The sequence below is a fragment of the Rhizobium sp. 268 genome (assembly GCF_036571585.1).
Taxonomy (GTDB): Bacteria; Pseudomonadota; Alphaproteobacteria; order Rhizobiales; family Rhizobiaceae; genus Rhizobium; species Rhizobium redzepovicii.
The window spans coordinates 19,799-41,939 of sequence record NZ_JAPPSO010000009.1 but is presented as its reverse complement, the minus strand read 5'-3'; the positions used below and the strand labels follow the sequence as shown (position 1 = coordinate 41,939).

The 22,141-nt window shown below is 58.8% G+C and carries 17 protein-coding genes and 1 pseudogene; 11 read left to right on the top strand and 7 right to left on the bottom strand.

The window, feature by feature from the left end:
• Window positions 1-206 precede the first annotated feature (206 nt).
• Both OS035_RS18380 and ilvA read right to left on the bottom strand, forming a co-directional pair.
• Complete coding sequence (locus OS035_RS18380; RefSeq protein ID WP_003587069.1) at window positions 207-533, bottom strand: HlyU family transcriptional regulator; 327 nt, start codon at window positions 531-533, stop codon at window positions 207-209.
• A 37-nt stretch (window positions 534-570) separates the two neighbouring features.
• Window positions 571-1,821, bottom strand: coding sequence for a threonine ammonia-lyase (ilvA, locus tag OS035_RS18375; RefSeq protein ID WP_097625230.1), 1,251 nt, complete (start codon window positions 1,819-1,821; stop codon window positions 571-573).
• Window positions 1,822-2,013: 192 nt separating this feature from the next.
• On the opposite strand from ilvA, the gene OS035_RS18370 reads away from it, so the two are divergent.
• The gene (locus tag OS035_RS18370) at window positions 2,014-2,370 is read left to right on the top strand and encodes a VanZ family protein (protein WP_097625229.1); all 357 of its coding nucleotides are present in this window, start codon (window positions 2,014-2,016) and stop codon (window positions 2,368-2,370) included.
• Between the two features lie 486 nt (window positions 2,371-2,856).
• Here the strand turns inward: OS035_RS18370 and OS035_RS18365 are convergent, their stop codons facing one another.
• The 3 genes from OS035_RS18365 to OS035_RS18355 form a co-directional block, all read right to left on the bottom strand.
• On the bottom strand, window positions 2,857-3,075 hold the full coding sequence (locus OS035_RS18365; protein WP_097625228.1) for a hypothetical protein: 219 nt from the start codon (window positions 3,073-3,075) through the stop codon (window positions 2,857-2,859).
• Between the two features lie 27 nt (window positions 3,076-3,102).
• Window positions 3,103-5,034, bottom strand: coding sequence for a hypothetical protein (locus tag OS035_RS18360; RefSeq protein ID WP_331813969.1), 1,932 nt, complete (start codon window positions 5,032-5,034; stop codon window positions 3,103-3,105).
• A 761-nt stretch (window positions 5,035-5,795) separates the two neighbouring features.
• On the bottom strand, window positions 5,796-7,790 hold the full coding sequence (locus tag OS035_RS18355; protein ID WP_183777759.1) for a hypothetical protein: 1,995 nt from the start codon (window positions 7,788-7,790) through the stop codon (window positions 5,796-5,798).
• Window positions 7,791-8,200: 410 nt separating this feature from the next.
• On the opposite strand from OS035_RS18355, the gene OS035_RS18350 reads away from it, so the two are divergent.
• From OS035_RS18350 to OS035_RS18310, 9 genes and pseudogenes are all read left to right on the top strand, one after another.
• Complete coding sequence (locus OS035_RS18350) at window positions 8,201-8,977, top strand: competence/damage-inducible protein A (protein WP_097625225.1); 777 nt, start codon at window positions 8,201-8,203, stop codon at window positions 8,975-8,977.
• A gap of 108 nt (window positions 8,978-9,085) precedes the next feature.
• Window positions 9,086-9,928, top strand: a complete 843-nt coding sequence (locus tag OS035_RS18345; RefSeq protein WP_097625224.1) for a universal stress protein — start codon at window positions 9,086-9,088, stop codon at window positions 9,926-9,928.
• Between the two features lie 204 nt (window positions 9,929-10,132).
• Window positions 10,133-10,627, top strand: a complete 495-nt coding sequence (gene gpt, locus OS035_RS18340; protein WP_097625223.1) for a xanthine phosphoribosyltransferase — start codon at window positions 10,133-10,135, stop codon at window positions 10,625-10,627.
• Between the two features lie 193 nt (window positions 10,628-10,820).
• Window positions 10,821-11,408 carry a hypothetical protein gene (locus OS035_RS18335; protein ID WP_097625222.1) on the top strand — a complete coding sequence of 196 codons (588 nt, stop codon included), beginning with the start codon at window positions 10,821-10,823 and terminating at the stop codon, window positions 11,406-11,408.
• Window positions 11,409-11,998: 590 nt separating this feature from the next.
• Window positions 11,999-15,814 carry a vitamin B12-dependent ribonucleotide reductase gene (locus OS035_RS18330; RefSeq protein WP_097625221.1) on the top strand — a complete coding sequence of 1,272 codons (3,816 nt, stop codon included), beginning with the start codon at window positions 11,999-12,001 and terminating at the stop codon, window positions 15,812-15,814.
• Between the two features lie 225 nt (window positions 15,815-16,039).
• Complete coding sequence (locus OS035_RS18325) at window positions 16,040-17,296, top strand: SMODS domain-containing nucleotidyltransferase (protein ID WP_331813968.1); 1,257 nt, start codon at window positions 16,040-16,042, stop codon at window positions 17,294-17,296.
• Window positions 17,277-17,768, top strand: a complete 492-nt coding sequence (locus OS035_RS18320; RefSeq protein WP_331813967.1) for a hypothetical protein — start codon at window positions 17,277-17,279, stop codon at window positions 17,766-17,768. The genes OS035_RS18325 and OS035_RS18320 overlap by 20 nt, the downstream gene beginning before the upstream one ends.
• 49 nt (window positions 17,769-17,817) lie before the next feature.
• Entirely contained in the window at window positions 17,818-18,810 is a 993-nt protein-coding gene (locus OS035_RS18315; RefSeq protein WP_331813966.1) for a CBASS cGAMP-activated phospholipase, read from the top strand.
• A gap of 159 nt (window positions 18,811-18,969) precedes the next feature.
• Window positions 18,970-19,168: pseudogene (locus tag OS035_RS18310) on the top strand (transposase domain-containing protein); the annotation flags it as partial.
• On the opposite strand, the gene OS035_RS18305 reads toward OS035_RS18310, so the two are convergent.
• A complete protein-coding gene (locus OS035_RS18305) occupies window positions 19,107-20,093 on the bottom strand; it encodes a recombinase family protein (RefSeq protein WP_331813965.1) in 987 nt (328 codons plus the stop codon). The pseudogene OS035_RS18310 and the gene OS035_RS18305 overlap by 62 nt on opposite strands.
• 131 nt (window positions 20,094-20,224) lie before the next feature.
• Window positions 20,225-21,088, bottom strand: a complete 864-nt coding sequence (locus tag OS035_RS18300; RefSeq protein WP_331813964.1) for a hypothetical protein — start codon at window positions 21,086-21,088, stop codon at window positions 20,225-20,227.
• A 183-nt stretch (window positions 21,089-21,271) separates the two neighbouring features.
• Between OS035_RS18300 and OS035_RS18295 the strand changes: the two genes are divergently transcribed.
• Window positions 21,272-22,081: a metallophosphoesterase gene (locus OS035_RS18295; RefSeq protein WP_331813963.1), complete on the top strand. Its 810-nt coding sequence runs from the start codon at window positions 21,272-21,274 to the stop codon at window positions 22,079-22,081.
• Window positions 22,082-22,141 lie beyond the last annotated feature (60 nt).

Sequence of the window (22,141 nt, the reverse complement as noted above, 5' to 3'; positions counted from 1 at the left end):
AACGGTCGCGACAGCGGATCCTTTGGTCGATTGTCCGAAAAAGTCAAACACGAGGGCGGCCCTGCACATGCTGCAGGCGACACCTTTGACTGCAACCCTTTAAGATTGCGTGAGCGAGATGCCGATCCGCGACGGTGTCGCCGCGTCACAGGATTGAAAAAGAAGAATAATTGCGGCCACGCATGGATGCGACGGATATCCCGGTCTCAGACCTGACGAAGCTTCTCACCGTCACCAAAGAGTGACGAACCGTGCTGATCGATAATCTGCTGCGCCTTGCGCACCGTGCATTCGAGCGCATCGTCGGAGGACGAGAACAGATCGGCGCGGATAAAATTGCGCACCAGAACCTCGTCGCCGACCTTCTTTTCGATGCGACCGGCAAGGCGATATTGGCTGCCTTCCCTGCGCGGCTCCGCGTAGATCGTGCAATCGTTATAAAGCTGCGGCTCGCCGGAAGGGCCTGCCGCCTCGGAAGCCGGTTTGCCGCCGCCGGAGAACATCGAAAAGAGATTTGAAAGGAACGAAGCCATGATCCGCCTTTAGCACGATGGCATTGCTGTCGCCAAGTCAAATGATCAGGTTGGCGAGGATCTCGTTTTCGGTGATATCCTCGTAACCCATGCCGGCGGCTTCGAAATTTCCGATCAGCCGGGCGAAATTCTCCGGCGCCTTGGTTTCGATGCCGATCAGGATCGAGCCGAAATTGCGCGCCGATTTCTTCAGATATTCGAAGCGGGCAATATCGTCGTCAGGGCCGAGCAGATTGAGGAAATCCCGAAGCGCGCCGGGGCGCTGGGCGAGCCTGAGGATGAAATATTTCTTCAGCCCTGCGTAACGCATGGCTCTTTCCTTCACGTCAGGCAGGCGCTCGAAATCGAAATTGCCGCCGGAGACGACGGCAACGATGGTCTTGCCGCGGATCGCCTGAGCGTCCATCGCAGCGATCGCCGTCAGCGACAGAGCGCCTGCCGGCTCCAGCACGACGCCTTCGACATTCAGCATCTCCTGGATGGTGACGCAGATGGCGTTCTCCGGCATCAGCTGCACTTGGCTTGCCGGGAAATCGCGCAGCGCGGCGAAATTCAGGTCGCCGATGCGGGCGACGGCAGCGCCGTCGACGAAGTTGTCGACCTTGGCAAGCGTCGTCACCTCACCTGCCTCGATGCTGCGCCTCAGACTCGGTGCGCCGGCGGGCTCGGTGAAGACGAAGGCCGATTTCGGCACGATGCCGTCAAGATAACCGGTGATGCCGGCGGCAAGCCCGCCGCCGCCGACCGGCAGCACGACCATATCGGGGACCGTTCCCTCAGGCAGCTGCTGCATGATCTCGGCGGCGACCGTCGCTTGCCCTTCGATAATATCGGCATGGTCGAAGGGCGGCACCATGACGCCGCCGACCGCTTCGACATGGTCGCGCGCGGCCTGGTAGCACTGGTCGAAGAAGTCCCCGAACAGCCGGATGGTAATGAATTCGGCGCCGAACATGCGGGTCTTGTCGATCTTCTGCTGCGGTGTCGTTACCGGCATGAAGACGACGCCCGGCACGCCGAAATGGCGGCAGACGAAGGCGAAGCCCTGGGCGTGATTGCCGGCCGAGGCGCAGACGAAGGTCTTGCCGGCAGCACCCTGCCCGATCGCCTTGCGGAAGAAGTTGAAGGCGCCGCGGATCTTGTAGGAGCGCACCGGCGATAGATCCTCGCGCTTCAGCCAGATATCGGCCCCGTAACGCGCCGAGAGATGATCGTTGAGCTGCAGCGGCGTTGCCGGAAAAAGGCTGCGCATTGCCTCTTCGGCGCTTTCGACATCAAGTCTCGTCACGGGCGTGATCCATTCTCATAATGATACCGCCGCTATGGCACAGGCCGGCCGGCATAGGAAAGGCCGCTTCGGCCGTTTACGGTTCGGTCCAAGCCCTGTTTGCGAAAGCTTTTCTTAAGCCCACCGCGAAATAGCCGGCACATGAACTGATTTTAACTGTCAATGAAAAGACGAGCCACTAAATATGAAGCCATGATCATGTTCAAATTCGCAAGGCCGCTCGCCTGGCTGCTGCTCGCCTTAATCATCTTTGTGACGGTTTCGCCGATCGGGCTGAGGCCGGAGACCGTTACGACTGTCGATACCGACCGCGCGAGCGCCTATATTCTTGTCGGCCTCGCCTTTGCGCTCGCCTATCCGAAACAGTGGAAATTGGTGGCCGTGCTGCTGATCGCTGGTACCGTCGCCATCGAATATCTGCAGTACCTCTCGCCGACGCGCCATCCGCGCCTGCATGATGCCGGCATCAAGGCCATGGGCGCCGCCATCGGACTGCTGGCCGGCTGGGTGATCAACAGGTGGCGCGAGACGCTGATTATCTCCGGTTAAAAACCGCGAAACTCCACGGCCCAGAAGAACAGCGGTATTGCAGCAATCGCGGTTCCCAGAACAAGCGCGATACTGGTCTTGAATATCCGGATGCGCCGAACCCTGGCACCAGTCCAATCGTAAACCATCGCCTTACTCCCACAAGACAACACTTACTCAACCGCCGCGGCGCAATCCTTACACCGAAAACGCTCTTGTCAAGCAATAACACGCTTATATCCACAATATACATGTATATTCAACCGGTATTAAGCAGGTGCGTGGGCAAGCAGAACCGAACCCCGCATTACCAGGGCCGATAGACTGTCGCTGAGATCCGTTACACTTGATCGGCGCTGGGGACGACTATGATCCCATCAGTGCAGCGCCGGATTGGTGCTCGGCGGCGAGGAGGTCAAATGCCCCTCGCCGTCTCTCGCGCCTGTGCACGAATTCCTAAGATCGCAATCCGGAACGCAACGGCGCTATGGCGCCAATCATTCAACCCTAGCCGTCATAATGGCCAGAGAATGCCGCTTCCGCTGACTTGACCGTGACAGCCACATTCACGCCCTTTGTCACCGTCGCGCCGGTGGCGCGAAGATCGGTCACGACTTTCAGGCCGCCCGCCTTCGGGACCGGGAGCGGCAGTACTGTGCCGGCGTCCAGATCAGCGACCCATAGCCCGTCTTGACCATCAACACTAATAACAACAACTGTAGCCATGTTTTTGCCCTCTCTAACGATTGATGTTTAAAATCCAGCTTTCTTCAGGCCTTCACGATAAAGATCTTTATGCCATTGCTCTTTACTTGGTACTGCGGACAACCACTTGTCCACATCGAAGTGCGGATTGCCTTCACGAAACCTTCGTACGAAGATCCGCGCCTTGTCCTGATGACCCAACATGGCCCAATTTGCAGCGGACAACCTATCCGCTAAATGAGGATCGGCCATCTGCCCGATATAGTCCAGCGAAGCTTCGAATTCGCCGAGGGCATAGTTTGCTCCCGCAGCAGTCCAGAAATAGGTGTCGGGACCGAGCGGGTTCAGCTCGATTGCCCGCTCGATCTTTCGCAAGGCCATGGCCGGGAGCGAACAATGAACCAGCGTGTCCGCGTAGTCGGCAATCACGTCGGCGTAGTGCGGGGCGAGGCTTTCCGCCACTTCCATGGCTTCGGCGCTTTCATCGAAGGCACCCTGCAACAACTTGGCGACACCGAGCTCGCGATAGCCATCGGCGAAGTCCGAACGCATCTCGGTGACCTGCTTGGCGAAGGTCTCCGCCAACTGCAAAAGATCGATATCTCCCCGAGCCGTCAGCAACCATTCCTTGGAGTAGGTCCGCGCCATCGAACTTAGCGCCGGTGCGAAATCGGGGCTGACGCTGAGTGCGGCTTTCATCTCCTTGCGGACGCGCCGCAGGTTCGGAAGCGTCAACCGCGCCAGATGCCGCCTGCCGACAAGATATCTGTGGTAGGCAACCGGGTTCAGATCTTCGCGCAACGCCTCATGACGCTCGATTTCGCTGGATACGGAGAGAGCGATCTGCCGGGCAACAACTCGCCTGTCTCTGGCGAGATCCATACGATCGAGGCTGAACCTTTCGGCCCAGACGATCTGATTCTGATCGAAAAAGATCAGTTGGGCAAAGAGCGTCACCTCATCGCCCATATTGCTGATCCGGGTGTCGAGGATATAGTTGACGCAATGGCGTTCGAAGAAAGCCTTCTGCGTCTCCACCTGGTGGCCGATTTGAACCGCCGAATACGGGGCTATGACCTCCAGGCTGTTGAAGACACAAAATCCGATCGTTATATCCTCCACCAAAGACGCAGCTAAAAAACCGGCTTGCGGCCGAGCGGATTGATTTTTAGGGGGAAGCAGCACCAGGCGGGGAATGGAAATCCGGATATCTTCGGGCTCCAGGGGAAGAGAAGCCTCAAGTTTCGCCTTTGACGACGCGGATGGCGGGCGCAGGTATTTCGTGTCACCGTCGTCGGATCCGGTACGCGCGGAACTGCCTCTCGATGTCGCACTGCGCCGCTGTTCGAAATAGCTCCGAAGTAATTCGACTTCCCCTTCCGCCTTGAGGATCTTTATGAGCAGTTGCAGCGTCTCGGGATCCTTCGGCTCGGTCCGAAACAAGATAACCGCCGCCTTCCTCAGGAGTTCGGCGTTCTTTCGCGACGGGGCCAGCTGCGACGCCGTTCTCAAAGTATTGGCGAGAAGCTCGTTATGGTAATTTTCACGTTCGGCGAGCCAATACTGAAACTGGCGGCTCTGGCTGTGAACCGGCTCGAGAAAAGGCTGGTTCATCAGCGTCACCAGCTGTCTCAGCCGGGAGAACGGCTCAACCTCTTCCTCCTTGTCGGCCAGGAGCATGTCAGACGATAGTGCCCCCCGGTCGAGAGTGAGCACGTTGCCCTGAGATGAAAGGATGTTTACCCCAAGATCGATTTGACGGGCCTTAATTCTCGAAATCACCTTCCGCAAAGTCGACAGTGCAACCTCCCGGTCGGCCTCGCCCCAAAGGAAGCGAGCCAAGGTCGTTCGATCCGCCGAACCTTGATCGGTTGTAAACAAATAGGCGAGAAGCAGCAGGCCTTTCTCGGGAAACGCGACAGCGTTCCCCTCCTCGTCGACGAGCTGCAACCTCCCGAAGGTCTTCAGAACAAAAGCCATTTTGCCTTTTAAGTCACCACATGTCCCGGCGCTCACAATGAAAAGTGAAGTGCACGTATTGCAACAGTAAAAATCGCGAACTCTACCCCAGCCAGCACTTTGTCCCAATGTCCTGCGAAATTCAACAAGCTTCTGTCGCAGGGGTTGTGTTAAGTTTTCTACGCTGACTGGCATGAAATTTCGCAATCGACTGTCGCGCCCGGCATGGGGACAGCGTCAATTTAAAACTTCCTAATGTTCAGTTGCTTGTCGGAGCTTTGATCGGCGCACCGGATTGTCGCTTTACTGCCGAATGCAGCCGGACATTCGAGCGACCGGGTATGGAGGGCTTCCAGCGTTTGAAACGGAATCGCACCTCGCCACTGAATATCGGTTGAGAATGCCGCCTCTCTTTGTTAGCAGGGAGAACCACGCGGACGTGGTGGAATCGGTAGACACAAGGGACTTAAAGCAAAATTGAGTGCACTGGCGGAAACGCCTGATGTAGAACTGCTCAAAGTCGGGGAAACCTGTCAGATGGCAATCCCGAGCCAAGCCCCGCAAGGGGAAGGTGTAGAGACTAGACGGGCAGCACCTAAGGCAGACGCTAGGGTGAAGGTATAGTCCAGACCACAAACGCCGGAAGGCGGCGGCGAAAGCCGTAGCGGTAAGAAAATCCCTCGGCCTTAGGCTATGCGGGTTCGACCCCCGCCGTCCGCACCATATGCCATACAAATCAGGCCACCCATGAGAAGATGGGCGTCACCGCAGCCCTGCGGGTTTCATTGCGAGGGAAAACCGTTGAACCGGTACAGTTCCCACCCAAATCCGTCTTTCAGCAACAAAGTCGATTCCGGCAACATTCGCGATATGGTTATTTGCGCCAACCCAAACTTGGCGGCGCCAACGCGTTCGGCCAACAATTCCTGTTTCTCCGTCACCCGGATAAAGTACCGGATGTTGTTACGTTTGACGAAGGCGTCCACATCATTTTCGGAGTCGGGAAATATATAAGGGGGCAGCAACCATCCCCTATCTCTGCCTCCCGTGTAGGCGGCCGCAAATAAAATGCTGCCCGTGTCGAACGGTTGAAATACAGTCCTCAAATCATTTGCCGCAACATAGCGATAAATGATGTAACCTTCACGCTGGGCCCCAAGAAAGCCATCGAGTTTTTGCCGGCCGATCAGGACTTCCATGACTCCCTGCTCCATCCAGGAATAGGGTTGGCGGCTGGGCCGATAAACGAATTTGACTGCAGGAAGACAGAACACCACAAGAGCGATAACCACCACTGCAAGCGTAAACAAATGGCCATTGATGGCCCTACGTCCTGCCAGCAGGCGTGCAGACATGTCGAACACAAAGCCGCCCGGTTGAGCGGTTTTGCTGACTGCAATTTTTTCCACGATCAGACTCGCGCCAATATAAGCGGTCGAAAAATATAGCAAATAGGCCGGCGTCGCCCATCGGATATGGTTGAACATGACGGCGTACCAGATGATGAACATCGCAGCAGTTGTCGCTACAAGCACAAATATCCTTCTGAACGACGCGAGCAATGCGCCGATGATCAGGATGAGAGCGACGATCGCATATCGCCGGCGATCCAGAAACCAATCATGCAAGATAAAGAAGAAGTCGTGCCAACCCTGGCGGGTCGTAAGATCGATCACGAAAACCCGGTTTGCCGGATCGAAAGCACGGCCGAGCTCAAGTCTGTAGTCCGCCATCCACTGATCCGAAAGTCCGGGATGCCCAAAAATGAAAGGATAGATAGGGTTACCGAGCACGATGAGATTTTTGATGTACCAGTAGCCCGCAAGGGATAGAAACGCGGCCAGGCAGGTCAAAAAAAGCGAAAATGGCATTTTGCCGCGATAGATCGACGGCAAGAGCGCCAAACCGATCAAGCCAACCATCTGAAGCTCGGTGTATTTGCCGCCGACTGCGCCACCCACGAGCAAAGCACAAGAGACGATCTCAGAGGGCCTGCCGGTCTCAAGATAGCGCCAGAGATAAAGGACGGCGGCAACCGAAAAACAGGATCTGGGAAGATCAGTTAAAGGGACTGCCACGCCTGGCGTAAAAAAGGGCTGAAACACGATCAGGAAGAAAACCAGCAACAATCCAGCCGCCCGCCAGCGGTGTGCGCAGCTTGTGAGCAATAACAAAAATCCGAGGAAAATCGCCGCGTTCATCAGGCCCGCCCCGAGCCAGTGATCGACGAATAGCAATGTGCTGGCAAAAAGCACATTGAAGAAAAGCGGTATGTTTCCGTAAAAATTGCTGCCTATCTGCGGCGTGACAAACCCACCATGGGAAACGATGCTTTGCGCGAGCGGAATCTGAAATGCCCAAACATCCGCCGATCCTGCCGGGAAGAGCGCTGTTACCGAAATCACCCCAATCAAGACAATAAATGCGCCCGATGCCAAAAGAGGAAAGGGATTGCCGTTGGCAGTCGCCCGCACGCCCACCCCCGCCAGATTGCGCAAATCAACAAAAGTCGCCAGAACATCATTCCGTCGCCAGATCATCAAAATCGCGGCAAGAGGCAACACGATTTCTATGCGCAACAGATGAATGACTCCGAGGGCCGTTGCCAAACCACCGACGAGAGCAATCCCCGGCAAGATACCGCTCAAGAGCAGATCCGTGCCGTCACGAACAGGCGGATGAAAGCCGCGGTTTAGCCAAAGCACAAGAGCGCGATTGAGGGTCAGGCCAAACAGTAAAATCGCGGCAACGACAAGCCACACCGCAAGGACAGTCATGATCTTATGTTCCTCTCCCCCACTACGATTGCTTACTGCGAAGACAGCGTAGATTCCGGCGCGCGAACTGCCGGATCGTGTGCAAATCTGGAAGGCAGCGATCCATCGCCAGGTAGGGAAATGCTGAAAAGGTTTGGGGGCTTTGCACTTCGATCTAATTGCCTTGTCGCCGACAGACCCGCCATAGCTTGTAAACCGTTTGCCTGCAATCCGAGAGACGCAGTGATTACCTGGGAACTATAGCTCGTCGGCGTCTAGCGCTTTCGCCACGCCCGCTGGAGGTGCCGTGGAGCGAGCCGCACTTGAATTCTTCGTTGTTTTAGTTTCGGTAAAAGTGACGCATCGGCGAGTGTTTGCAAAGCGGCCGAAGGGCGCTACCTATTCACCAGCCTCACATCACGGAACATCCCATGAGCCACGCCACCGTTGTTACCGCCGCCATGCTCGCCATTGGCGACGAACTTCTTTCCGGCCGCACCAAGGACAAAAATATCGGCCACCTCGCCGATCTGCTCACGCTTTCCGGTATCGATCTCAAGGAGGTGCGCATCGTCGCTGACGATGAGGAGGCGATCGTCGAGGCGTTGAACGCGCTTCGCGGCAAATATGATTACGTCTTCACATCAGGGGGCATCGGGCCGACGCATGACGACATCACCGCCGATGCCATCGCCAAGGCCTTCGGGGTGCCGTGCGAATATGACGAAACGGCGATGACGCTGCTGGCCGATATGTACCGTCGCCGCGAGATGGAATTCACCGAGGCGCGCCAGCGCATGGCGCGCATGCCGCGCGGATCTGTCCATATTGCCAATCCGGTGTCGACGGCGCCGGGTTTCATCATCGGCAACGTCCACGTGATGGCTGGCGTGCCGCAGGTCTTCCAGGCGATGGTCGACAATGTGCTGCCGATGCTTCGAACCGGAACGCCGGTGCTCTCGCTCGCCATCGCTTGCCCTTACGGCGAAGGCGAGATCGGTACGCCCCTGACGGCGATCCAGAAAGCCCATCCGGAAACCAGCATCGGCTCCTACCCCCGCTATATCGGCCAGAAATTCTCGACCGAGATCGTCGTGCGTGGCCGCGCGCAGGCAGCAATCGATGCGGCCGGCGCCGCGGTGCAAGACATGATCGACGTCATCCGCCAGAGGAAGGACATCGCCGATAACCATTCCGCCGAGGCTTGAGGGCATAACCGGAAGCGGGGATCAGGCTTAATCCCCGTCAAGGAACGGAAGAACGGTCCGGTGCATTCCTTCCCTCGCGCACGCCATTTCAGCGCAAGGAGAATTGATATGTCTTACAAAACCATTCTCGCCATTCTCGATACAGCAGACAATAGCGCCGCCGTCGCCGATTTCGCCTTTGCCATTGCCGCCGAAAGCGGCGCCCATGTGATCGGCCTGCATGCCGAAAACATCTCCGCCGTACCGCTGGTGGCGCCGATGGAAATCCCCGATCCCGTCGCCGTGCAGGCGCTGCAGGATATGGCGCATGGCGAAACGATCGCGGTAGAGCGGATTTTTCGCGCCAAGGCTGAGGCCTCAGGCGGTTCCTCGGAGTGGCGCAGCTTTGCCACCTCCATCGGCTACGGCTCCGCACCGCTGATCGAAAGCGCCCGCAGCGCCGATCTGCTGATCGCCTCGCAGGCCGATCCGGCCAAATCCTCCGACAGCCATGTCGACGTCGACAGCTTTCTCTTCGAAACCGGCCGGCCGGTGCTGATAATCCCCTACATCATCCGTCAGCCAAAGCCGATCAAGCGCGTGCTGATCGCCTGGAACGGCTCGAAGGAGGCAGCGCGCGCGACCTTCGACGCGCTGCCTATCCTGAAGGCGGCCGACGCGGTGGAGATCTTGTCGGTCGATCCGGCCGACACCGCACTGCAGTCGCCGCTGACGGCAGGCACCGATATCGCCGCCACGCTCGCCCGCCACGGCGTGAAGACGACGCTTTCGACGGCTCGAAGCGTGGATAAAAACACCTCGCACGTCATCGAGAACCGGCTTTCGGACAACAGCATCGATCTTCTCGTGATGGGCGCCTATACCCATTCCTGGCTCTGGCAGATGATCTTCGGCGGCACGACGAGGACCTTGCTGCAATCGATGACGGCGCTGACGCTTCTGTCGCGTTGATCGGCTGCTCTTGCCTTTTGCCGGCAAATTCCGTTAATTGCGCCGACCGATGACGGCTTCGGGCCTCGGCACAACTCGCGCAGTGCAGCGCGCGATCTCGCGCAGTTCCGGCTCGCGCGATTTCTTGTTTTGCCGATCGCCGCCTCAAGCCCCTCCGGTCGCCGGCAAACGGCGTGTTGATTTTTCATGCCGCGGAGCAGCCCGATGTCCCTTCCCGATAAAGCCTTTCCCGTCTCCTGGGATCAGTTCCACCGCGATGCGCGCGCCCTTGCCTGGCGGCTTGCCGGCCTCGATCAAACGTTCAAGGCGATCGTCTGCATCACCCGCGGCGGCCTCGTTCCGGCCGCGATCATCTCGCGCGAACTGAACATCCGGCTGATCGAGACCGTCTGCGTCGCCTCCTATCATGACTACGTCAACCAGGGCGACATGACGCTGCTCAAGGGAATAGCGCCCGAGCTCGCCGAAAACGGCGGCGAAGGCGTGCTCGTCGTCGACGATCTGACGGACACCGGCAAGACCGCCGACCAGGTGCGCACCATGCTGCCGCGGGCGCATTTCGCTTGCGTCTATGCAAAGCCGAAGGGTGTTCCGACGGTCGATACCTTCATCACCGAGGTGAGCCAGGATACGTGGATCTACTTCCCTTGGGACATGGGCTTCACCTACCAGGAGCCGATCGCCAAGGGGCCGCGCTGAGCCCATAGGTCGCAGCGCGCACCCCTCGTATTTACCACTTGAAATTGTTCCAGTTTTTGTCGGCGAGGTTTCCTGAATCCGCTATCGGGATCTGCACATCTATTTTAACTTATTCGCATAAACTCGGCAGCTGCGAATCGTATCAAACTGCGCTTAAAGCGTGCAGCAAACGATGCGGTAGAAGGAAACGACGATGGCGCGGTGGGGACATGTTGCGGTGGTTGCCGTCGGGCTGGCGGCATGTCTGCTTCCCCTCACGCCTGCCCGCGCCGAGCCTGCCTATGTTCCCCTGGTGCGCGACTATGTCGAGACGCGGATCCGGCCGATGGTGGAAACGCCGTTGGTGCTGAAAGCCATCGCCGAGCAGAATGCCAAATTCACCGATGTCAGCGAAATCGACATGCGGGTCCTCGATGAGACCTATCGGTCGGAGGTCGATCGGCACCATCTGCAGATGGTCCAGCTGCTGCTCGACAAATCCGTGTCGAACTACCTGAAAACCAGGCAGGACGCCTCGCAGGGGGCGATCGTCGAATTTTTCGTCACCGACAGTCATGGACTGAATGTGGGGCAAAGCACCATCACCGCCGACTACTGGCAGGGCGACGAGGAGAAATACCTCAGAACCTTCGCCGACGGCTCGCGAGAGATCTTCATCGACCGGGCGGAACGCAACCAATCCACCCAGATGCTCGAAACGCAGGCGAGCTTCGTCGTCATTGACGAAGAGGACAAGGCGATCGGCGTCGCCACCGTCACCATCGCCATCGACGCGCTCTGAAGAGGGCTGAATTCGGCGCCGAATCGGCATGCGCATTTGCACGGGAAATGCCATCACAAGATTTGCCGCAGGACGCTTTTTTGTGGTTCCGGCATTTTCCTTGGCCGGCAGCGCCTGCAAGCCATTGTAATTTCAGGGCTCCCCGGCTTTCCCCAATCTCCACAGGCGCATCCACAAGATGTTGTGGTTAGCAATCAATTAACGGCCAGCCCTTGACGGAATCACCCGTTTCAAACTTACTGTCCCTGATGTTGCGGCGGCGACAGGACCGGAGGTAACGAGCCCGGTTCCCTATTGAAAATTAGGACGCGGAATCAGGGCGACTGGCCGGGAACGGTGTCAGGCCTGACAGGATCTCTGCGCGATTTTCAGCCTCCAAAAAAAGTGACGTCGGGACTGGCGATAATAAGCTGTTAATACTATATTTAGCGTTTGCAGCCACCATCACCACAAGATACAGGAAGGACATCTCCGGATGACACCCCTGTGACAATACGGAAACGAGACTGGCTGCACGACGACAATGTGCCGCCGGATAGGAATTTTGCGCCCCGGTCGTGGGGACTGGGCGCCAACACGAGGTCAAGACCATGCGCATCGAACGTCGTTTCACGAAGGCCGGCCAAGGCGCCTATGCGGATATCGAATTCCGCAAGGCGACCAGCGAGATCAAGAACCCCGATGGTTCGATCGTGTTCCGCCTCGAGAATATCGACGTTCCCGCCCAGTTCTCCCAGGTCGCGACCGATGTTCTGGCGCAGAAGTATTTCCGCAAGGCCGGCGTCCCCACCCGGCTGAAGAAGGTGGAGGAAAACGACGTTCCTTCCTTCCTGTGGCGCTCCGTTCCCGACGATGCGGCGCTGAAGACCCTGTCCAAGGATGAGCAGACCGGCTCCGAGATCGATGCGCGCCAGGTCTTCGACCGCCTTGCCGGCACCTGGACCTATTGGGGTTGGAAGGGCGGCTATTTCTCGTCCGAAGAAGATGCGGCGGCCTTCAAGGACGAGCTTGCCTATATGCTCGCCACCCAGCGCGTTGCGCCGAACTCGCCGCAGTGGTTCAACACCGGCCTGCATTGGGCCTACGGCATTGACGGTCCCGGCCAGGGCCATTTCTATGTCGACCCCTTCACCGGCAAGCTGACCAAGTCCAAGTCGGCCTACGAACATCCGCAGCCCCATGCCTGCTTCATCCAGTCGGTCGAGGACGATCTCGTCAACGAAGGCGGTATCATGGATCTGTGGGTGCGTGAGGCGCGCCTGTTCAAATACGGCTCCGGCACCGGCTCCAACTTCTCGATGCTGCGCGGCGAAGGCGAAAAGCTTTCCGGCGGCGGCCGCTCCTCCGGCCTGATGAGCTTCCTGAAGATCGGCGACCGCGCCGCCGGCGCCATCAAATCGGGCGGCACGACGCGCCGCGCCGCCAAGATGGTGGTCGTCGATATCGACCATCCCGATATCGAGGAATACATCAACTGGAAGGTCAAGGAAGAACAGAAGGTCGCAGCCCTCGTCACCGGCTCGAAGGTCGTCGCCCGGCACCTGAAGACGATCATGAAAGCCTGCTTCAATTGCGAAGGTGGCGACAACGGCGACTGCTTCGATCCGGCCAAGAACCCTGCCCTGAAGCGCGAAATCCGCGCCGCCAAGAAGGACCAGGTTCCGGAGAACTACGTCCAGCGCGTCATCCAGTTCGCCCGCCAGGGCTACAAGGATCTTCAATTCAAGACCTACGACACGGATTGGGATTCGGAAGCCTATCTCACGGTCTCCGGCCAGAACTCCAACAACTCCGTCTCGATCAAGGACGACTTCCTGCGCGCCGTGGAAAATGACGGCGAATGGAAGCTGACCGCCCGCAAGGACGGCCGGGTGATGAAGACGCTGAAGGCGCGCGATCTCTGGGAAACGATTTCCTACGCCGCCTGGGCCTCGGCCGATCCTGGCATCCACTTCAACACGACGATGAACGACTGGCACACCTCGCCCGCCGGCGGCCCGATCCGCGGCTCGAACCCGTGCTCGGAATACATGTTCCTCGACGACACCGCCTGCAACCTTGCCTCGCTGAACCTGCTGCAGTTCAAGGATAAGGCCACCAAGCGCATCAATATCGCCGATTACGAACACGCCGTTCGCCTGTGGACTGTCGTGCTCGAAGTCTCGGTCATGATGGCGCAGTTCCCGTCGAAGCGCATTGCCGAACTCTCCTATGAATACCGCACGCTCGGGCTCGGCTACGCCAATATCGGCGGCCTGCTGATGTCGTCGGGCATTCCCTATGACTCCACTGAGGCCCGCGCCATTGCCGGTTCGCTGACCGCGATCATGACCGGCATATGCTATGCGACCTCGGCCGAAATGGCTGCCGAGCTCGGCCCCTTCCCGAACTTCGCGCCGAACCGCGACAGCATGCTCAGGGTCATTCGCAACCATCGCCGCGCCGCTTACGGCGAAACCTCCGGCTATGAGGCGCTGTCGATCGACCCGGTCGCGCTGATCCATTCGGAAAACCCGGATCAGGATCTTGCCGCCCACGCCAAATCGGCCTGGGACAAGGCGCTCGCGCTCGGCGAACAGCATGGCTACCGCAATGCCCAGGTCTCGGTCATCGCCCCCACAGGCACGATCGGTCTCGTCATGGATTGCGACACGACAGGCATCGAGCCCGACTTCGCCCTCGTCAAGTTCAAGAAGCTCGCCGGCGGCGGCTACTTCAAGATCATCAACCGCGCCGTGCCCGACGCGCTGCGTACGCTCGGCTATTCCGAGAGCCAGATCGCCGAAATCGAGGCCTATGCCGTCGGCCACGGCAACCTGAACCAAGCACCGGCGATCAACCCGTCGACGCTGAAGGCCAAGGGCTTGACCGACGAGAAGGTGGAAGCCGTCAATGCGGCGCTGAAGAGCGCCTTCGACATCAAGTTCGTCTTCAACCAGTGGACGCTCGGCGCCGACTTCCTCAAGGAGAAGCTGAAGGTTTCCGACGAACAGCTCGCCGACATGAGCTTCAACCTGCTCGACCATATGGGCTTCTCGAAGAAGGACATCGAAGCCGCCAACATCCATGTCTGCGGCGCGATGACGCTGGAAGGCGCGCCCTTCCTGAAGGCCGAGCATCTGCCGGTCTTCGATTGCGCCAATCCCTGCGGCAAAATCGGCAAGCGCTACCTCTCGGTGGAAAGCCATATCCGGATGATGGCTGCTGCCCAGCCCTTCATCTCGGGTGCGATTTCCAAGACGATCAACATGCCGAATGAGGCGACCGTCGAGGATTGCAAGAACGCCTATCTGCTCTCCTGGAAACTCGGCCTCAAGGCGAACGCGCTCTATCGCGACGGCTCGAAGCTGTCGCAGCCGCTCAATGCCTCGCTGATCGAGGACGAGGACGACGAGGATGCGCTGGAGGACCTGCTGCAGGCGCCCGTCGCCGCCCAGGCCGTCACCATCACCGAAAAGATCATCGAGCGGGTGATCGAACGCGTTTCGCGTGAACGCGAGAAGCTGCCGAACCGCCGCCAGGGCTATACCCAGAAGGCCGCCGTCGGCGGACACAAGGTCTATCTGCGCACCGGTGAATTCGGCGACGGCCGCCTCGGCGAGATCTTCATCGACATGCACAAGGAAGGCGCTGCCTTCCGGGCGATGATGAACAATTTCGCCATCGCCATCTCGCTCGGCCTGCAATATGGCGTGCCGCTCGAAGAATATGTCGAGGCCTTCACCTTCACCAAGTTCGAGCCGGCCGGCATGGTCATCGGCAACGACGCGATCAAGAACGCTACCTCGATCCTCGACTATGTCTTCCGCGAGCTTGCCGTCTCCTATCTCGGCCGTCATGACCTCGCCCATGTCGATACGTCGGATTTCTCCAACACCGCACTCGGCAAGGGCATCCAGGAAGGCAAGACCAACCTGCTGTCGACCGGCTGGACCCGCGGCTACAAGCCGACGCTGGTGTCCGGCACCGGCGGCGAACGCCAGGCCGGCGAACCCAAGGGTGCTGCCACTGCAGCCCCTGCCCGCGCCGCTTCCACCGGCACGGTCACCGCCTTTGCCGGCAGTGCTGCCCGCAAACTGGAACCGACCGCAGCCATCTCCACTTCCGAAATCGTCGCCTTCAAGCGCGACTACGAGGAGCGCGCCAAGGAATTGGCCGAAGAGATCGCCGAAGAGGTAACTGAGGAAATCACCAGCGACGCCACCGCCCTTTTCTCCGACAAGGCGGCAGCGGACGCGGCAACGGCGAAGACCGAAGCCAAAAAGGTGGAAGCCGAACGCCGCCAGCGCTCGATTATGCAGGGTTATACCGGCAACATGTGCTCGGAGTGCCAGAACTTCACGATGGTGCGGAATGGGACCTGCGAGAAGTGCGACACGTGCGGTGCGACGAGCGGGTGCAGCTGAAGACTCTCGGAGTTCCTCTGTGTGCCGCGCCACTAGGTTTGTCACTGCGCCATTGGAATGTCATTGAATCAACGATTTAGACCGCTGAAAAAGAAGTCTCCCGGCAGCTTCGGTTGCCGGGAAAAGCTCAGAAAAGCTAGAATTGACGCATCGGGGGATGATCAATAGCGGAGGCGGCCGCAACGACCAGTAGAGCGTCAGCGCTCGATCGAAGGAGACAATGGCATGGGAATTCTCATCAACCTCGATCTCGCAGCCAGCATCGATCCCCTTGATGGGATACTGATCGACATCGCCAGACGCATCCAAGTCCCCAAGACAAAGCATGAGGAAGCCGCCGACCACTTCCTCGGGCTCTGCGCCCACGTAGACCGCGAGGGCAGCCCACTCGAGGGCAGGGTTCGCGAATGTTACCCCTCCGGATCGTTTTCGATCGCGGCCGCCATCTATTCCCACGTCAGATCCATGCAGCACGACGTCGACGTCGTCGTGGAAGTCGACTTTCCTATCGGGACCGATCCCGCATGGATGCTGGATCAACTTTACAAGGCCGTGAAGGGCGATCCGGGGAGCCGCTACTATGACTTCAAGGTGACTCGGAACACGCGTTGCGTGACCGTCACCTACCCTGACGGCGTCACAGTAGACCTTATGCCTGTTGCGAGGATACCCGGTGGCCCGGAACGATCAGGCTTGCTTTTCCATCACAACGTCAAGCGCGATGAGAAGTACACGAAGGAGGTCAACCCGAAGGCCTTCACGCTCCACTTCAACGCCCGCATCAAATCCAGTGACGTTTTCGCCTCCCGCTACCGCGCGCGCCGGCTCCTTGCAGATGGCCTTCTGCAGGAGCGGGCCGAGACACAGCCGATGCCGGAGCACGTCCCCATCGAGGAGAAGTCCCCTCGCCTCGTTGCGATCCAGTTGCTGAAGCGCTTCCGCGACGTCCAGTTCCGCGGGCGCGACGGCCGTCGCCCTCCGTCGGTGGTGATGGCCGCGATGGCACTGGATGCTGGTCAGATGAGTGATAGCCTGTGCGACGAGCTGATCACTATCGCCACCCACATGCAGCGGGAGATCGAGAGCGCGGAGCGCGAACTTCGGAAGCTCGTCGTTGCGAACCCGGCGCACCCGGCAGACTTATTCACGGACCGCTGGCCGGAGGACAGGAGCGCTCAGAGACTGTGGCGGGATGAACTGATCCGGCTTGTCCGGCATCTGAGGATGCTTCGTGGCCGCGAATGGGATCCGCAGCAGCTAAAGAATATCCTGCGGGAGCTGTTCGGAGAGACTCCGGCTGATCGCGCCTTCGAGGACCACTACCGGGGCCAGGGCACGCTGTCGAGGCAGAACATGCTGGGGATCACTAGGTCTGGCGCTGTGAAGAGCGCACTGGCGGCGCCGGCTCTTTCGACGGGCCTAATCGTGCCGGCGAGGGCGAATACCGACATGGGTGGCTTCATTGAAGATCCTGTCGATTGACGATCAGATCGCTCACATGGGCGCGGTGCTGCCGGACTGGAAGGTCACGAAGGAGGATGATCGGACGGCGGTGTGGCTCGGAAGCCTGCGGCCTAACAAGATCAGCTACCGAGTCCGGATCTTCTATCGGGTCCCGAGGCTGCTCGACTACACGACCGTGAAGCAGGTCCAGCCCCGGGTCTTCGTCGACAGCCCCAAGCTGAGGCCGAACGCGGACGGCAAGCTGCCCCACGTGTATTGGCCCCAAGGGGATCCCACCGCAGGCGACCCCTGCCTGTGTCTGTTCGATCCGGATCACGAGTGGTCGATCTGCGACTATCTCGCCGACACCACAGTGCCTTGGTCGAGCACATGGCTCTACTGGTATGAAGCCTGGAGGGTGAGCAACATCTGGTTCGGCCCTGCCCGGCACGAAGGAGAAGAAGGCGATGCAGGAGGAAGCTCCCGTGAAGCCGAGATCGCGAAGGTCTGAGGGTACAAGGCCGGATCTTCGCCCTCCGCTTCCGTGGCACTCCGGCGACATGCGCATACTGTCGATCGATGGCGGCGGGATCCGCGGAATCCTTCCGGCTGCCGTGCTCAAACACTGCGAAGAACGCTTCTGCAACGGACGGACTGCAGGCGAGTTCTTCGACTACATCGCCGGAACCTCCACTGGAGGCATCATCGCGCTCGGACTCTCGATCGGCCTCTCGGCGAAAGACATCCTTGCGATCTACATGGAGCACGGCGCGGAGATCTTCCCTCCCCGCCGCCAGTATCGAAACCGGACAATGCACAGACTTCAGTCGGCATGGCACTTTCTCCGCAATCTGAACCAGTACAAGTACGAGCGCGAGGCGTTAAGACGGAATCTTGCAGCGACCTTCGGAGAGAGACTGCTCGGTGACGCTGAGCGGCGGCTGGTGATCCCATCCTTTGACGAATACAACGAGGTACACCTCTTCAAGACTCCCCATCACCGTGACTATCAGCGCGACTGGAAGGAGAGGATGATCGACGTGGCGCTGTCGACCTCGGCAGCCCCGACTTTCTATTCGACCTACCGAAACGGTGATCGGCATTTTGCAGATGGCGGCGTCTGGGCTAACAACCCCGTCATGACCGCACTCGTCGATGCGATGGCCTGCTACGACATCGACCGCAGGAACATCCGAATACTGTCGCTCGGATGCGTAGAATCCGATTTTGCTTTTTCAGAAGACCAGATGACGAAAGGCGGCATCTGGCACTGGAAGGAGATCATCTCATCGGCGATGAGGCTTCAGAGCCAGAATGCACTCGGCCAAGCAGGGCTCCTGATCGGTCGCGACCATCTGCTGAGGGTCGATGGGGAGCCCATGCTTGATGCGATTGAACTGGATGATTATTATCGGGCGGCGGCAGAACTGCCGGCGATAGCGGAACGCTTGGTGGATCTGCATAGTGAGCGGCTCACTAATTTCTTCGGGGAGCAGCGACCACCGTTCAACGCGTTCCATGGACCGCGGCACACAGCAAACACCGAGCTGTAAAGTAAAGCGAATCGGCGTGATTTCCAAATCTAGGCCCGCAAAGCTACAGTTCCGATGAGCCCCCCTTTGTTCCGAGATAATTGCGCTTTCGGATTCCGGGATGATCTCGCACCCTATGACGGGGTCTGCAGGCCTTCGGCTAGGTGCTTTGGTGAACGAAACCAGAAGAATGCCCACTTCCCAAGGCACGACGCGGGAGCCGAGAATCGGGCGACCATCGCGTCGCTCATCGAGACCTGCAAGCTCAATGCTGTCGATCCGTTTTGGGTATCTGGTCAGCACGCTCTCTGCCATCGTCAACGGCCATAAGCAGAGTGAGATCGCGCGTCTCCTTTCTTGGAACTACGAGGCGGCATAGACGCGACCAATAGCTTCATTCGTTTCGACGTCTTGTTCTGATGGCGCGGCGAGGCTTGCCTATGTTTCACTCTTTTCCAGAGGGAATCCTCGATAATGCGAAGCATCGGAATCTCCTGAATGACGTGCTGATCCGGAGAGTTAAGGCGAGACACCCGACGTTCGCTCACCGGGTTCTTTCGGTACGCAAGTCTATTGAACACCAGGCGACCGATGTACATCTGGTTGTTCAGAATCCCGGTCCCTCTTCGGCGGTGTCCCCGGATCGCTGTTCCTCGCCAGGCCTGCCCACGAGGGCCTGGTATATTTTGAGAGTTGAGGATTTCAGCAATGGCGTCAGGGCTGAGGCCTTTAACATACTGTTTGAATATCCAGATGATGACAGCCGCTTCGTCGGGATTGATCTCCCTGAGGCCCCGGATCGGATCGCCGTCGGCTCCAATCATCTTTTTGATCGTGTAGCCGTAGCAGATGCCACCGGGTACTCGACCTTTCTTTGCGACTGTCTTCATACCCTCCCTGGTCCGGTATCGAACCTGCTCAAGCATCTCGTTGTTCAGGACTGCCCTCAGCCCAAGCTCCATGGATGACACTTGGGAGCTGCCGTGAACGGTCCAAAGCTCAATCTCGTGGAATTGGAGCAGCTTTAGAACTTTTGCGCTGTGTTCCAGGTCTCGCGAGAGGCGGTCTAGCGTAAGGCAAAGAAGGACATCATATGCTCCTTCTCTTGCTCCCGTCAGCGCAGCCTGAAGGCCTGGTCGTGTTTCAAAACTCGCGCCACTTACACCAGCGTCGACAAATGTTCCGCACAGTTTCCAACCGCGTTCTGAGATGAACGAGGCCCCCAGATCAAGCTGCGTTTCGATGGATGCGGGGTTCTGTTGATCTGTTGAATACCGCGCGTAGATAACCGCTCTTTTGCACATTTTGACCTCCCGACAACGATGGCAGGCCAAGGTATCACGAAGAAAAGCTGCTCGGGACAAGTCGACACCGCTGTCCTCGAGTCAAGGTGGAGGTGGAACACCGCTTACCCCTCTCATCCGCCTGTCGACGATCAACCAGCACCACTTACGCGCCCCACGGGCTGGAGCTTGGCATCGCGCTCGTAGGCTGCCCGCATCGTGTATTCGGGCCGGGGCTCGTAGGGGACGCCCAGCGCTTCCGGCTCTGTCCCGTCCATCCAGAGCTTCCCGATCTCGCGAGCTTGGTCATATGAGAGTCCCAGGCCATGCCCGAGATCGACTGCAGTGTCGAAGCGTCTGACCCTGGCGAGATTCGACCAGGGCTGCACGGTCTTTTCCGAGATCCGCACGATCCATTCGCCGACATCGTCTGCCTGAAAGAGATGAAGCTCCCTCTCCGGCAGGTCGTATCCGCATTCGGTGTCGGAGACAAACCTCCAGCGATAGTCCGGCCCGCAGTTGATCTCCCACCGCCGTGGCCCTTGCAGAGCCGGGAGTTTTTCCTGTGGCCCATCGGACCACCCTCCGAGCGGCTCGCCCGGCACAACGACTTGGGCAGGCCACTCTCCTGTCTCAGCCACGTCCTGAATGTGAGGCAAATGCGCCTCAAGGACCGCATGGAGATCGCCGTCATCTTCGGGCGCGCGAAAGACGTAGTGCTCGTTCTGTGCGAACCGGGTGGACAGCGCGTAATTGACCATGCCCGACACCATTGCACAGCGGCGAGTGCCTGCCTGGGGAAGCTCGAGAGTCCAGATCGCAGTCCACGGCTTCCGGTCGAAAAACCACCAGGCATCGTCCCGTCTGTTGATCTCGGTCACCAGTTCCCTCAGCTCTTCGGTCGTGTCGGCGTCGCTGCCGGAGGCGACCCAGTACCACCCGTGCACGCTGCGGAGTACCGTGACCCCGAACTTCTCTTCCGTGTGCCGCGCGTGCTCGCCCGTCTTGATCTTCATGTCCGCTCCACTGGTTTTCTCCTACCTATCCCGAAAGAACTAATGGACGCCAAAACGGAGCCCGCAAATGCATCCGGAAGGATTCACCTCCCGTCAACTGTCTCGAGACTCGACGGATTTCCGTAAAGGTTTCTCCAAGAACCTGCATGCGAGGTCTTACTCGCAACACGGGACCTCACGATCTTGACCAGCACTCATACCTTCGCGATCGGCGACGTTCACGGGCGCGCCGATCTCCTTCGCAACCTTCTCGACGGAATTTTGGACCGGGCCGGACGAACAGGATATGCGTTCCGTATCGTATTCCTTGGCGACATCATCGACCGTGGTCCCGACAGCCGCGAAGCGATGAACCTCGTCTCGTCGACACTCAAGCAGATCCCCGGTTCCCGGCTGGTTCTCGGAAACCATGACTCATTCGTCCTCCGCATTCTCGATGAACAGGATCCCAGCCGGAAACAGGCGCTTCTTCTGCACTGGATCTCCAAGATGGGAGGAGGAGCCACCCTTGCCTCCTACGGTTTCGATTTCTCTAATGCCGACCTGGATCGAATTCTTGACGTAGTTGACATCGACCACGTGGCCATCCTGCGTGGAGCCGAGAAGTACGTTGAACTTGATGACCACATTCTCGTCCACGCCGGTGTCGTGCCGGGAGTGCCACTTGCTCGGCAGGATCCGTACAAGCTCATGTGGATCCGGGAGCCCTTCCTGAGCTTCCCAGAATCCTTCGGAAAGACCGTTGTGCATGGACATACACCGACATCGTCATTGATGGTGGAGCGTTTCCACGACCGGATAGCGATCGACACGGGCGCATACGACAGGAGCATACTCTCTGCCCTTCACATTCCCCCTCGCGGCAGCGAGAAGGTTCTTCAGGCGCTCGCTCCTCGACAGGGGGCGGTCTCGGTGATCGATGGCGGGTTTCTGGATCTGGGCGGCGGGCAGATAACTGGCCACATGCACGGTGGGTTCGCGAAGAATGCGTGAGCGGTTCAGGTTCGTCAGCTCGGTATTCGATTGGATCAGCAGCCGCTGACGATCACGGAT

What these genes read in the sequence shown, in the direction of transcription:
- OS035_RS18330 (WP_097625221.1), top strand. Translation starts at nt 11,999, where the DNA reads ATGCGCATCGAACGTCGTTTCACGAAGGCCGGCCAAGGCGCCTATGCG.
- OS035_RS18365 (WP_097625228.1), bottom strand. Translation starts at nt 3,075, where the DNA reads ATGGCTACAGTTGTTGTTATTAGTGTTGATGGTCAAGACGGGCTATGG.
- OS035_RS18380 (WP_003587069.1), bottom strand. Translation starts at nt 533, where the DNA reads ATGGCTTCGTTCCTTTCAAATCTCTTTTCGATGTTCTCCGGCGGCGGC.
- OS035_RS18350 (WP_097625225.1), top strand. Translation starts at nt 8,201, where the DNA reads ATGAGCCACGCCACCGTTGTTACCGCCGCCATGCTCGCCATTGGCGAC.
- gpt (WP_097625223.1), top strand. Translation starts at nt 10,133, where the DNA reads ATGTCCCTTCCCGATAAAGCCTTTCCCGTCTCCTGGGATCAGTTCCAC.
- OS035_RS18360 (WP_331813969.1), bottom strand. Translation starts at nt 5,034, where the DNA reads ATGGCTTTTGTTCTGAAGACCTTCGGGAGGTTGCAGCTCGTCGACGAG.
- OS035_RS18305 (WP_331813965.1), bottom strand. Translation starts at nt 20,093, where the DNA reads ATGTGCAAAAGAGCGGTTATCTACGCGCGGTATTCAACAGATCAACAG.
- OS035_RS18300 (WP_331813964.1), bottom strand. Translation starts at nt 21,088, where the DNA reads ATGAAGATCAAGACGGGCGAGCACGCGCGGCACACGGAAGAGAAGTTC.
- OS035_RS18370 (WP_097625229.1), top strand. Translation starts at nt 2,014, where the DNA reads ATGATCATGTTCAAATTCGCAAGGCCGCTCGCCTGGCTGCTGCTCGCC.
- OS035_RS18345 (WP_097625224.1), top strand. Translation starts at nt 9,086, where the DNA reads ATGTCTTACAAAACCATTCTCGCCATTCTCGATACAGCAGACAATAGC.
- OS035_RS18355 (WP_183777759.1), bottom strand. Translation starts at nt 7,790, where the DNA reads ATGACTGTCCTTGCGGTGTGGCTTGTCGTTGCCGCGATTTTACTGTTT.
- OS035_RS18315 (WP_331813966.1), top strand. Translation starts at nt 17,818, where the DNA reads ATGCGCATACTGTCGATCGATGGCGGCGGGATCCGCGGAATCCTTCCG.
- OS035_RS18335 (WP_097625222.1), top strand. Translation starts at nt 10,821, where the DNA reads ATGGCGCGGTGGGGACATGTTGCGGTGGTTGCCGTCGGGCTGGCGGCA.
- OS035_RS18325 (WP_331813968.1), top strand. Translation starts at nt 16,040, where the DNA reads ATGGGAATTCTCATCAACCTCGATCTCGCAGCCAGCATCGATCCCCTT.